The organism is Thiocapsa sp., assembly GCF_018399035.1.
Classification (GTDB): domain Bacteria; phylum Pseudomonadota; class Gammaproteobacteria; order Chromatiales; family Chromatiaceae; genus Thiocapsa.
Genome location: NZ_CP073760.1, coordinates 5,242,180 through 5,255,174 on the forward strand (window position 1 = coordinate 5,242,180; position 12,995 = coordinate 5,255,174).

8 protein-coding genes are annotated in these 12,995 nt (G+C 65.7%); 5 read left to right on the top strand and 3 right to left on the bottom strand.

The window, feature by feature from the left end:
* Positions 1 to 9: 9 nt before the first annotated feature.
* Positions 10 to 588 (bottom strand): CNP1-like family protein, encoded by a 579-nt coding sequence (locus KFB96_RS23870; RefSeq protein WP_300970913.1) that lies wholly within the window; start codon positions 586 to 588, stop codon positions 10 to 12.
* A 29-nt stretch (positions 589 to 617) separates the two neighbouring features.
* Entirely contained in the window at positions 618 to 2,786 is a 2,169-nt protein-coding gene (locus tag KFB96_RS23875) for a sulfatase-like hydrolase/transferase (RefSeq protein ID WP_213456173.1), read from the bottom strand.
* 524 nt (positions 2,787 to 3,310) lie between these two features.
* Between KFB96_RS23875 and smc the strand changes: the two genes are divergently transcribed.
* The 5 genes from smc to KFB96_RS23900 all read left to right on the top strand — a co-directional run bounded on the left by smc (position 3,311) and on the right by KFB96_RS23900 (position 11,464).
* A complete protein-coding gene (smc, locus tag KFB96_RS23880) occupies positions 3,311 to 6,856 on the top strand; it encodes a chromosome segregation protein SMC (protein WP_213456171.1) in 3,546 nt (1,181 codons plus the stop codon).
* Between the two features lie 149 nt (positions 6,857 to 7,005).
* Positions 7,006 to 7,758: a cell division protein ZipA C-terminal FtsZ-binding domain-containing protein gene (locus KFB96_RS23885; protein ID WP_213456169.1), complete on the top strand. Its 753-nt coding sequence runs from the start codon at positions 7,006 to 7,008 to the stop codon at positions 7,756 to 7,758.
* Positions 7,734 to 10,004, top strand: a complete 2,271-nt coding sequence (gene ligA, locus KFB96_RS23890; RefSeq protein WP_213456167.1) for an NAD-dependent DNA ligase LigA — start codon at positions 7,734 to 7,736, stop codon at positions 10,002 to 10,004. Before KFB96_RS23885 ends, ligA begins: the two co-directional genes overlap by 25 nt.
* 352 nt (positions 10,005 to 10,356) lie before the next feature.
* Positions 10,357 to 10,629, top strand: coding sequence for a segregation and condensation protein A (locus KFB96_RS23895; protein ID WP_213456166.1), 273 nt, complete (start codon positions 10,357 to 10,359; stop codon positions 10,627 to 10,629).
* A gap of 82 nt (positions 10,630 to 10,711) precedes the next feature.
* Entirely contained in the window at positions 10,712 to 11,464 is a 753-nt protein-coding gene (locus KFB96_RS23900; RefSeq protein ID WP_300971749.1) for a carbonic anhydrase, read from the top strand.
* A gap of 217 nt (positions 11,465 to 11,681) precedes the next feature.
* Here the strand turns inward: KFB96_RS23900 and KFB96_RS23905 are convergent, their stop codons facing one another.
* Positions 11,682 to 12,992, bottom strand: coding sequence for a cytochrome c family protein (locus KFB96_RS23905; RefSeq protein WP_213456164.1), 1,311 nt, complete (start codon positions 12,990 to 12,992; stop codon positions 11,682 to 11,684).
* Positions 12,993 to 12,995: the final 3 nt, after the last annotated feature.

Below are 12,995 nucleotides of genomic sequence, written 5' to 3' on the forward strand. Positions count from 1 at the left end.
TCGACGTCGTCAGTCCGGCAGGAAACCCATGTTCTGACGCGGCGAGATCCGGCCCTCGAGCGAACGCACCATGTCGATCTTCGGACGCGGTGCGAAGGCCTGCGGGATGCAGAAGTGAAACCGCCACAGGTCATGGCGCCAGCGCTCCCCGGCGTCGGCGGAGATGTTCAGCCATTCGTCCGACGCGATCGGAACGAACCGTTCGCCGGCACCGTAGGCATAGGTCTTGTAGGCGCCCCTCGGCGTGCAGCGGATGCCCTCCACCGAGAGGTTACGGGTCCCGTTGCTGCCCTCCGCGACGAGCGTAAAGCGCACCACATCGTCGGCGCCGATCTGCAGATTGCGGGTGTCGATGAAATACCGCAAGCCTGCATCGGGACCATCCGGGACCAGCTCGACCAGATCCGCATCCTGCGGCCAAGGCGGGAGCGCGGTGCTCGATTCCTGCCAAGGCGTGCCCGGTCGAACGCTCGAGGGTACGGGGGGCTCGGCGTCGGTGACAAATGCGTTCTCCGCGGCCGAGACGGGCATTGCGAGCCCGAGCCCGATGAGGATGGGCAAGGAGAGCCGTTGCAAGTATTTCATCATGCTGATCAATCGGGACATATCGGGCGGCCTTACTCCGAACAGATTGTGCCGAGGTTCTGCCGGACGATCGCTGCATCGGCAGAGTCGGTCAGGCCATTCAAATCGAGATCGTACCAGCTCGACGTGCCGCGCGAGAGCCACCGAAGGACGCGATAGGCGACGAGATCCCGGATGTCGACGACGCCGTCGATGTTGCCGTCGCCGGAGCAGGGGGTTTGCGAGGACAGGATCGCGGCGAGTTGGTCCGACAAGGCGTCGTAGTTGGCCTGCTGCACCGAAGTGAATGGCTCCTCCAGCATTGCCTCTTCCGTGTCGAGTTTCGGAAAAGGCCTGGCTTCGTCGATCTCGTAGAGCTCATCGCTCTCGATGTCGACGCAGGCGTTGGTGGTCGGATCGTAATCCTTGGTGTTGTTTCGCACCAATTTGAACGCGTCGTTGCGGATGGCGACGCCGCTCTGCGGCAAGATGTTTACCGTGTCCTGCGGCGGGACTTGCTCGGTCAGCCACTGCTGGACCTCGCAGCAGTATGTGAAGCCTTCCGACGGAATCGGGACGCCATCCGAGAAGCCGTCGGCGCCCTGGCCGAACCAGACCCCGACGTTGTCCTCGCACACGCCCTTGGTGACCGGAATATGCGAGCAGCTGTTGGCGAACTGGCAGGGCCCGTTCAGAGCGCCATCGGCTTGTAGGTTCAGCCCGATCTGGGTGAAATTCCACTGGCGGATACTGTCCTGCATCGGATTGACCAGGTACGGCAGCATAGGCATCGAATCGATCGTTCGCGGCACGCGCTCGTGGACGTCGATTCCCGCGATCTCGCCGAACAACTGATAGAGATCCGCGATGTTGGTCATGTGCGTGACCTCGCGACCAGGCTCCTCCACCAGGGGGCCGGCGACGATGAGCGGTGTCCATACCCCGGTCTGGTAAACGGTGCCCTTCGACCGGGCGCCGTCGAACGGCTGTTTCACCGTGTAGCCGAGCGACCCGTTGTCGTTGACGATGACCAGCATCGTATCGGTGTTCTCCGGATCATATCGGAGCGCGCCATCGCGACGGCGGCGTTTGACGATCCCGGTCTCGAGCAGAAGGCGCCCGACCTCGGTGTCGAGCGCCTCGATCATCTGATTGCTCAGGATCGGAAAGGCACCGACAGCCGAGCAATCCAGTCCGTTGGTGTCGCGTGCGTCCGGCGCAAGCAGGTGCAATGGCGGTGCCTGTAACGGCGTGTGCACCGTGGCGAAGCTGACGGTCGCCATCCACGGTCTGTCGCCGGCGCGCTGCTTGATCCACTCGATGGCGGCGTCGACCGGCACGCTGCCTCGGTAGGTGCGCGCGCGCACGTCCGTCAGGGGCAACCTCCGCACGACGCCGTGAGTCCGATTGATCACCAGCGGAGAGACGTAGTGCGCGCTCATCAGGTTGAAGTCGATATACGACGGAGGCGTTTGTCGACAGACTTCTTCCGGGTCGAAGATGCCGCCGCTATCCCTGCAGGCGCGACCGGGTGGATTTGGACCGGTCCCTGCCATGACGCGGCAGCTCCCGTCGCCGGAGTAGCAAGCCCCCGCGTCGGCACCGCCATCCTGAGCACCCGGGACATAGCCGCAGGAATAGGTGCCTTGCGGGCCGACGCCGCCGGCCGTCGTGTCGATCGACGAGGGGTCGCCGGTTTCGTCGAGCCAGCCGGAGAAGTAGTCCCAACCCAGCGATGCGGGCATCCTGTCGCCGAACGGATTGTTGCCCTGCAGGCCGATATGGAACTTGCCGAATAGTGCGCTTTCGTAGTCGCGTTCCTTCAATAGCTTCGGCAGGGTCGTCTCCCACGGGGAGAGCATCGAATTCGCCAGGTCGTCGGGCCCGAGGGCGGCGTAGAGATTGGTGCGCAGGGGGAAGCGTCCGGTGAAAAAAACGCTTCGGCTCACGGAGCATGCAGGCATCGACCAGGTGTTTCGGAAATGAATGCCGGCGTCGGCGATTCGGTCGATATTCGGCATGGCGGGTGGCGTCAGTCCACCGTACCCGAAGCTCCGGAACTGGTCGATTCCGATATCGTCCAGGACGATAAAGAGGATGTCGGGCGGCTTCGACGTTCCATCGGCTCTGCCCGTTGCGTGCGCGGGTCCGAGTCCTCCCGCCAAGAGCGTCAGCGCGACGAAGAGCGAGGCGAGGCGTGGCTTGGCCGTATACTGGATCATCGTTGTTGCTCCGGGAGGCGAACCCGCATCGCACGCCGTCCGCATAGGCCGCCGACCCGTGCGGACGCTTGGCGGGGACGCAAACCTTAAACCGCGCCCAGCGCGGTACGCGATGTTCTTGGATGGGATCGGCCCGGCAGAATTGACGACCGTTGGAGCCGACGCGGTTTAAGAATTTAAAAAAATTAAATTTTAAACCGCGTCTCGCCAAGATCGAGGAAGTCTGCGACGCTGAACACAAAATGAAAGTTACGCATTTCGCTCTGGACGCGGTTTAAATAGCACAGATCCGGCTCGACCGCTAAGCTCATCGTCCGCCAGGGCTCGACCGCCTCGGGTCATGTCGTTCGTTGCCCGCTGCCTGAGATCCAGTGCCCGAGGTCGCTACGCGGAGGTCCGGCGCAGGCCTGCGGGCAGCGAAATCAAGTGATCGTGCCTCGTCGCCGGTCCGGAGACGGCGACACTGCACGGCGCTGTGTTCGGCCGGCTTGTTCCTCCGAGTCTCCTTCCGGTATGGTTCTTGGATGCGTCTTGAAAAGATCCGACTTGCCGGCTTCAAATCCTTCGTGGATCCCACGACGGTGCTCTTTCCCGGCAATCTGGTCGGCGTGGTCGGTCCCAACGGTTGCGGCAAGTCCAACGTCATCGACGCGGTGCGCTGGGTTATGGGCGAGAGCTCCGCGAAGATGCTGCGCGGCGAGTCGATGGCCGACGTCATCTTCAACGGCAGCACCGGGCGCAAGCCGGTCGGGACGGCGAGCATCGAGCTGGTGTTCGACAATGCCGACGGCGGTGCGGGCGGCGCCTATGCCGCCTTCAATCAGATCTCGGTCAAGCGCCAGGTCTCGCGCGACGGTCAGTCGGCCTATTTCCTGAACGGGACGCGCTGCCGTCGGCGCGATATCCAGGATCTCTTTCTGGGCACGGGACTGGGTCCGCGCTCCTACGCCATCATCGAGCAGGGGATGATCTCGCGCATCATCGAGGCGCGGCCGGAGGATCTGCGGCTCTTTCTGGAGGAGGCCGCGGGGATCTCCAAGTACAAGGAGCGCCGCCGCGAGACCGAGAGCCGCATGCGCCAGACCCGCGAGAACCTGGATCGGCTCGACGATCTGCGCGACGAGATCAACAAACAGATCCAGCACCTGGAGCGCCAAGCCGCCTCCGCCGAGCGCTATACCCAGCTCAAGGCCGAGGAGCGGCGTCTGGATCTGGAGCTCAAGGCGTTGCGCTGGCAGGCGCTCGACGAGGAGATCCGCAACCGCGAGCAGCGTCTGGCCGAGACCGAGACCCGGACCGAAGCGGGGCTCGCGCAGCAGCGCCGGATCGAGGCCGATATCGAGGCGCGGCGCGCCGACTATCAGAGCGCCTCGGAGACCTTCAACGGGGTGCAGGGCCGCTTCTACGCCGTCGGCTCCGAGATCGCGCGGGCCGAGCAGGCGATCCAGTTCGCCAACGAGGCGCGCGGGCGGCGCGAGGGTGAGCTGGTGCGCCTGGATCAGGAGATCGGCGAGGCCGAAGACCACTTGGAGCGCGACCAGGGTCGTCTTGCCGAGATCGACCGCAACCTCGCTCGCGACGAGCCCGAGCTGACGGACGCGGATCAAGCCTTGTCCGGCGTGCTCGAGCAGGTGACCCTCGCCGAGGATCGGCTCGAGCAGTGGGAGCGCCTCTGGGACGACTTCAGCCGAGAGGCCGCCGGGCCGTCGGAGCAGGCGCAGGCGGAACGCGCCCGGATCAACGCCCTGGAGCAACGCAGCGACCGCGATCGGGACCGGCTGCGGCGCTTGGACGAGGATCTCGCACGCCTGCAGGGCCTGGAGCTCGAGGATCGGTTCCTGCAGCTCCTCGAGCGCGAGGGCCGATTGGAGGCCACGCTCGCGGACATGGATGAGCGTCACGAGACCTCCGGTGCCGACCTGGCCGAACGCGACGGGGCGATCGCGACGCTTGCCTCGCAGATCGATCGGGTCCGCACCCTGCTGCAGCAATCCCGGGGTCGGCTGGCCTCGCTCGCTGCCCTGCAGGACGAGGCCCTCGCCGACACGGACGCCGACGACGGTCGTGCCGACTGGCTGGCCGCCGCGGGACTCGCCGATGCCTCCCGTCTGATCGATCGGATCGAGGTCGACCCGGATTGGCAGCGTGCGGTCGAGGTCCTGCTCGGGGACGCGGTTCGCGCGGTCGGCATCCCGAATCTCGATGGTGCGCTCGCGGGCGGCGATCCGCCTCCGGGGTTGGTGCTCTTGGAGACGCGCGGCGATGCCGAGGGTCACGCAGAGCGTCAGGCCGAGGCCGCATCGGATTCGGACGGTGGATCGGCGACGCGGGCGATTCTCGCGCATGTGCGCGCACCCTGGGCGCTCGACGGTCTGCTCGGTCGAGTCCGTACCGTCGATCGGCTTGCCGACGCCGTCGCGATGCGCGACGCCTTGGGCTTGGCCGAGCAATGGGTCACGCCCGAGGGTGCCCGTGTCGGTCGCGACTGGTTGAGCACGCCGCCGGTGCAGGCGCAAGGGGGCGTCATCGCGCGGGCGGAGGCGATCAAGGCGCTCGGGGCGGAGATTGCGGACCATCAGGCCCGCGAGTCCGAGCTCTGCGCCGAGCAGGAGCGTGTGCGCACGGCCCGGACACTGGCTCACGAGGAGCGCGCCGACGCCGGTCGACAACTGACGGCCTTGGGGCGCGAGCTTTCGCAGCTCAAGGCCGAGCTCGCAAGCCTTCGCGCCAAACGCGAGCACCGACAGGATCGGCTCCAGGCGCTGGGCGCCGAGCGCGACGAGCTGCAGGAGCAGATGGCCGATGCCTTGGAGGAGATGGAAGAGGCGCGCGAGCGTCTGCACGAGCAGCTGTCCTTGGTCGAGACCCTGGCGGAACGACGCGAGGCGATGCAGGCCGAGCGCGAGGTGCTGCGCACCGGGCTTGCCGCGGCACGCGACGAGGAGCGAGGTTGCCGGGAGCGGACTCAAGGATTGCGCGTCAGCGTCGAGTCGAACCGCGCCGCGCGCGCGGCCACCCAACAGAGTCTCGCGCGCATCCAGGAGCGCCGATCGATGCTGCACGAGCGCCGCGCCGAGCTGTTGGATGCGCTCGAGGAGGGTGTCGAACCCTTGGCCGAGCAGCGGGCGCGGCTCGACGAGCAGCTGGTGCTGCGGGTGGATGTCGAGCAGGCGTTGGCCGCGGCACGCAATCGGCTCGAGGCCCTGGATGCGCAGGTGCGCGAGCTGGAGCAGGCGCGCCAACGCCTGGAGCAGGAGAGCCGGCTCGGTCGCGGCGAGCTCGATCGGCAGCGTTTGGAGCACCAGGAGCGCCTGGTCCGTCGTCAGACCCTCGCCGAGCAGATCGCCGAGGCCGGGCAGACGCCGCTCGACGTCCTGGCCGCGATAGACCCCGCGGCGAACGAATCGCAGTGGCAGGATGCGCTCGCCAAGACCGGGGCACGTCTGCAGCGGCTCGGTCCGGTCAACCTGGCCGCGGTGGACGAATTCAGGCAGCAGGCCGAGCGCAAGGTCTATCTGGACGCCCAGCACGAGGACATCAGTCGCTCGCTCGAGACCTTGGAGCAGGCGATCCGCAAGATCGATCGCGAGACGCGCAGCCGGTTCCGCGAGACCTACGATCAGGTCAATCAGGGGTTTCAGCTTCTATTCCCGCGTCTCTTCGGCGGCGGTCACGCGAGCTTGGATCTCACCGACGAGGACCTGCTGGAAACCGGCGTCACCGTCATGGCGCGACCGCCCGGCAAGCGCAACTCGAGCATCCATCTGCTCTCGGGCGGGGAGAAGGCGCTTACCGCGGTGGCCTTGGTCTTCGCCATCTTCGAGCTCAATCCGGCGCCCTTCTGCATGCTCGACGAGGTCGACGCGCCGCTCGACGACGCCAACGTCGGGCGTTTCTGCGAGCTGGTGCGCTCCATGTCCGATCGCGTCCAGTTCGTCTTCATCAGCCACAACAAGGTCACGATGGAGATCGCCGATCATCTGCTCGGCGTGACCATGCACGAGCCCGGCGTCTCGCGGCTCGTTTCGGTGGATGTCGACGAGGCGGTTCGGCTTGCGGCCGTCTCCTGAGCGCGCGAACGGGTGTTGCCCCGGGTACAAATTCAGTTTCGGGGCGCCGACGCCCTCGTGTGTCAAACCCGTCCGCGCGGGGATACAGGTGGCTCGCGCATTGATATACTCCCCCCAAGTCCTGGCCGTAGACCGACAGCAACGCTTGAATGGACGCCAATACCATCCGCCTCATCCTGATCGTCGTGGGAGCCCTGCTCGTCCTCGCCCTCTTCCTATGGGAGCGCAGCCGTCGTGACGGGGACGCGGACGATGACGATGACTACGAGGAGGCCGACGCACCCTACGGTCTTTCGTCCGGCAAGCGCGAGCCGCGTCTCGGGCGCGGCGTCGACGAGGCGCGCGGGAACGACCCCGATCAGGCGCGGCCCGGCCGATCGCCCGCCACGCCGTCGCGCCGTCTCGACCCCGAGTCGGAGGCCGAGTCCGATCCGGACGAGGCGCTGGATGCGGACATGCCGGCGGACATGGAGCCGCTGTTGATTCAACTCAGCGTCAGCGCGCGCCGCGAGCCCTTCGCCGGTCCGGAGTTGATGGATGCCGCCGACATCTGCGGTCTGCGTCCCGGCCGGATGGACATCTTCCACTGTCTGGACGAGTTCGATCACGACACGCGGATCTATTTCAGCATGGCCAATATGGTCAAGCCGGGGACCTTCCCCTTCGAGGGCATGGAAGACTTCTCGACTCCGGGCCTGATGCTCTTCGCCCAGCTCGACGGTCGCCCGGAGGACATCACCATCCTCGAAGAGCTGATCGCCACGGCCCGCAAGCTCGCCAGCGAGCTCGATGGCGAGGTGCTCGACGAGACACGCCGTCCGCTGACGGTGAGGAAGGAAGAGGACCTACGCCAGGCCGTGCTCGACAACGAGCGCCGATGGGCACGCACGGCGGAGCGTTGATCGGTGCGGAAGGTGTCCGCGAGCGTGCCGAATGGCTGCGCACTGAGATCGCCCGCCACAATTACCGCTATTACGTCCTCGATGATCCGGAGATCCCGGACGCCGAATACGATCGTCTCTTCGCCGAGCTTCAGGTCCTCGAGGCCGCCAACCCGGATCTGAAGACGCCGGATTCGCCGACCCAGCGGGTCGGCGCCGCACCGCTCTCCGCCTTCGCTCAGGTCCGCCACCGTCTGCCCATGATCTCGCTTGCCAACGCCATGAGCGACGGCGAGCTGGCCGACTTTGATCGTCGCAACGCCGCCGCCTTACCGGATACCGATCCGATCCTCTACACCGCCGAGCCCAAACTTGACGGGCTGGCCATGAGCATCCGCTACGAAGGGGGTCTGCTGGTGCAGGCCGCGACCCGCGGCGACGGCTCCACCGGCGAGGATGTCACCGCGAACGTACGCACCGTCAAGAGCGTGCCGCTGCGCCTCGTCGGGGAGGCTTGGCCCGCCGTGCTCGAGGTGCGCGGCGAGGTCTACATGACCCGCGATGGGTTCGCGCGGCTCAACCGGGATGCCGCGGAGCGGGGCGAGCGCGTCTTCGCCAATCCACGCAATGCGGCGGCGGGGAGCCTGCGCCAGCTCGATCCCCGCATCACCGCCACGCGTCCCTTACGCTTCTGCTGCTACGGATGGGGCGAGCTTTCGATCGACCCCGCCGAGAGTCAGTTCGCGATGCTGCAACGCCTCGCCGGCTGGGGGATCCCCATTTCGAGGGAGCTGCGGCAGGTCGAGGGGCTGGACGGCTGTCGGGCCTATTTCGACGACCTGGGTCGCCGCCGCGCCGTGCTGCCCTTCGAGATCGACGGCGTGGTCTTCAAGGTCGACCGGATTGCCGATCAGATCGGTCTGGGTACGACCGCCCGACATCCTAAATGGGCCATCGCACGCAAGTTCCCCGCTCAAGAGGAGCTGACGATCGTCGAGGCGGTCGAGTTCCAGGTCGGGCGTACCGGCGCCGTCACCCCTGTCGCGCGGCTGCGGCCGGTGCAGGTCGGCGGCGTCACCGTCGCCAACGCCACCTTGCATAATATGGACGAGGTGATCCGTAAGGATGTCCGGGCCGGCGATACCGTCGTCATCCGACGTGCGGGCGACGTGATTCCCGAGGTGGTGAGCGTCCTGGTCGATCGTCGGCCGCCGGGTGCGGTGCCGGTCGAGATGCCGGCCCAGTGTCCCGTGTGCGGATCCGACGTGCTGCGCCCGCCGGGCGAGGTGGTGGCACGCTGTACCGGTGGCCTCTATTGTCCCGCGCAGCGCAAGCAGGCGATCCGGCATTTCGCCTCGCGTCGTGCCATGGATATCGAGGGTCTCGGCGAGCGGCTGATCGAGCAGCTCGTCGATCTGGGGTTGGTTCGCGAGCCTGCCGATCTGTATCGGCTCACCGCGGAGCAGCTCGTCGGCCTCGAGCGCATGGGCGAGAAGTCCGCGGCCAACCTGATCGACGCCCTGGAGCGCAGCAAAGCCACGCGCTTTGCGCGCTTTATCTTCGCACTCGGGATTCCGGATGTCGGCGAGACGACCGCGCAGGTGTTGGCCGAGCGGTTCAGCGGGATCGCCGAGCTCGCGCGGACGCGTGAAGCGGATTTCCTCCGCGACCGGGGCGTGAAGGGTGTCGGTCGTGACACCGCGACCGTGCTGCATCGCTTCCTGATCGAGCATCCGCAGATCGAGGCGCAGGGCGACCTTGCATACTGGCTGGCTGGGCTCAAGCTTCCCGGTCTGACCCCTGCGCGTGCGCAGGCATTGGCGGGGCGCTTCGAGGATCTCGCCGCACTTCGCGCGGCCGAGCTTGAAGATCTCTACTACAACAGCACGCGGCTGGTTGAAGGGGTCGGCCCCGTGATCGCGGCGGAGATTGCGGGCTTCTTCGCTCAAGGGCACAATCGCGAGGCGATCGAGCGGTTGCTCGAGGCCGGGATCCACTGGCCCGACTTACCTGCTCCTGCGCAGACCTCGCATGCGCTGCCCCTCGCGGGCAAGACGATCGTGATCACCGGCACACTCAGCCGGCCGCGCGAGGAGATTGCCGCCCGGTTGCAGGACGCCGGTGCGAAGGTGACAAACAGCGTCTCGAAGAAGACGGATTATCTGATTGCGGGCGAGGCGGCGGGCTCGAAGCTCGAGAAGGCGCAATCACTCGGCGTTGCGATTCTCGACGAGGCCATGTTGAGCGCATTGCTCGATCGCCCCTGATCCAAGCGACGTCCGATCGATGTCTGCGCGATGCCGTATTCTTCCGGCATCGCCCCAATAGTGCTGATTCAAACTTAACCGCGTCCAGAGCGAGATACTGAATTTTCGAGTGAGCTCGATGTTTGGGTGTATCCACGGCCTTTAGCGGGAACGCGGTTTAAAATATTATATTTTTTATTATCTTAAACCGCGCCGGCTCCAGCGGCTGTCAAGTCTGCCGGGGCCGATCCCATCCATAAACATCGCATACCGCGCTGGGCGCGGTTTAAGAGCGGTCGTCAGAACCGCGTCGACAGCGATCGCCTGCTTCCCGCGATCGAACCGCGTCTCTCCAGACTCTACGGGCCCTTCAATGCATGAATTAAGCAAAGAGCAACAGATCCTGATCGCGATGCGCAAGACGTTGACGGCAATCATCCGCGACGTCACCCCGCCGCCCGGGATGCGTCATCCGCTGTCGGAGCCGACCATCGAGGATGTGCGTCAGTGCCTTGGGCTGATCGCCGCGCGCGAGAAGGAGCTGGCGGACGCGCAGGGTCGCGGCGGCGAGCGCCCCTACTATGTCGACGAGCCCCCGGATGCCCGGGTCGTGCCGATTGCCGGCATCAAAAAGCGCAAGGAGTGATGCCATGACATACGCCCGCCCGGAGAACTCTGGTCGCTCTATGCGTCCGGCTGCTGCCCGACGGCGGCGTCTCGTGAAGTTGATGTTGTGTCTGGTCGCAGCCGGGATGTGCCGAGACGGCATCGCACGCGATCCGGCGACGACGGGGGTACCCGAGTGGTCCTACTCGGGGGTCGCAGGTCCGGAGCGGTGGGGCGATCTCGGGGGCGAGTACGAGACCTGCGCGCGGGGCGAGCTGCAATCGCCGATCGATATCGTCGAGACCCAGCGCGTGAGCTACACGCCTTTGCTCTTCCGCTATCGATCGCAGCTCCTCGAGGCCGAGAATACCGGCCGCGGGGTCCGCCTGATCTCCCCGCCCGGCAGCGCGCTCGTGGTCCGGGGTCATGCCTACGACCTTGTCGAGTTCAGCTTTCACGTCCCCGGTCTGCATGGTTTCGAGGGCGTTGCCGCGGAGGCCGAGATCCACATGCTGCATCGCGACGGGCAGGGCGGTTATGCCGTCGTCGCCGTGCCGCTGCGGGCCGGCGAGCGCGGGAATCGGATCCTCGATCGGATCCTGGAGTATTTGCCGACCCAGCCCGGTGAGCGGGTGCGGCAACGTCAGGTCGGGATCAACCCGCTCTTCCTGTTGCCGGTCGATCGCAGCTACTACAGGTATACGGGCTCGCTCGTCACGCCGCCATGCACCGAGCCGGTGCTGTGGTTCGTCTTTCGCGAACCGCTCGAGGTGAGCGCCGATCAGATCCAGCGCATCGCCCGGGCCACGGGGACGAATGCACGACCCGTCCAGCCCTTGAACGGCCGTCCGGTCTTCTCGCTTTTCCGCTATTAAACCGCGCCCGGCGCGGTATGCGATGTTTTGGGATGGGATCGGCGTCGGCAGACTTGACGGCCGTTGGAGTTGGCGCGGTTTAAGATATTAAAAAATATATCATTTTAAACCGCGCTCTGGACACGGTTTAGATCCCTGCAGCCCCTGTCTACCGAGGGCGTGGCTCGCGGCACGGGCATCCGAGCCGCGAAACCACGCCTGTCTCATCAAACGCGTGCTAGGGTGCGACGATGTTCTGCTCCACGGCAGCCATCAGCACCGGATCGGTCAGCTCGCTCGGGAGCTGCGTGAACTTCTCCACCAGCGACGGCCACAAGAGGTTGTAGTAAAGCTCGCCGCGTACCAAGACGACCCCTTCCGCAGGGATGTCGTACAGGATTTCGCGCATCTCATGGGGCTTGAGCCGGGTGTCATCTCCGAGCTGAGTCGCAGTGGGCGGCGGCGCGGGCATCCCCTGATCGTCCGCAAGGCCGTAGAAGAAGTAGCCTTTGGGATCGTCCTTGGAGGGATGTCCCTCCGAGCTCTGCCAGACCACCTCGCCTTGATCGTTATAGGCGGTGAGCTTCAAATACATGTTGCGGAAGGGCGCCCCGGTCGGTACCGAATGGGGTTGCGAGTTCTGCATCATGACGGTCGTCTTCAGCACATCGCCGTCGAGCGTGCTGCGCACGTCGAACACGACGGCCCGCTTGAGCATGCCGTGGTCGTGTCCGCCGCCCATGGAGTGATCGACCAGACCGTTGGAGACCGGCATGTGACAGGATTGGCAGGCAACCTTGCTTCCGCTGGCGATGAACTCGTTGCCGGTCGCGCACAAGGGAACGTCTTGGGGATTGTTGCGCTGATCGTGACAGCCCATGCAGCCATCCGAGGTCTTCATGAGAAAGGGGCTGGCCTCCATGGGCAGCGCCGGGATCTCGATCCCGTCCATCTCCACCGGCTCGCCCAGATGCGGGTTTGGCTTCTGCGAGCCCGCGGCGTCGTCGACCGCGCCGCCGAACAGGTCGTCACTGGCCGCGGCCAGCTGCTGAACGCCGCGCGGGAAGGCCGCGGGACCTTGAAGCTTGTCCGACAGCGCGTAGGCCTTCAGGCCGAGGCGCATCTTGCCGTCCTCGCCATCGATGCCTTTGTAGCTCTGAAGGGTGTGACAGGCGACGCAGTTGACCCCTTCGCTGTAGGCGACATGGGCGTCGAGCTTGGTGGTCTGGTCGCGAGCCGCGTTCGGTGCGTGACATTGCAGACAGACCGGGAAGGTGCCGGACTTCTTGTGGACCTGTCCTTCGGCCCTCGGGTCTCCGACCTCCATCTCGTAGAAGGTACCGTGGATCGGATCCTTCAAGGCCGTGCTGTTGGCGTGCATGGAGCCTTTCCATTGCCGATAGATCTCCTCGTGACAGGTCTGACAGACCTCCGCCGAGATCAGGTGGATCGGCTCGGAGGTGTCTTCGGCCGCCGCCGGACCGGCGATACCTCCGAGACCGAGTGCAAGACCGAATGCGATCGAGAGTCCCGCGAGCATGCGTTGCATGGG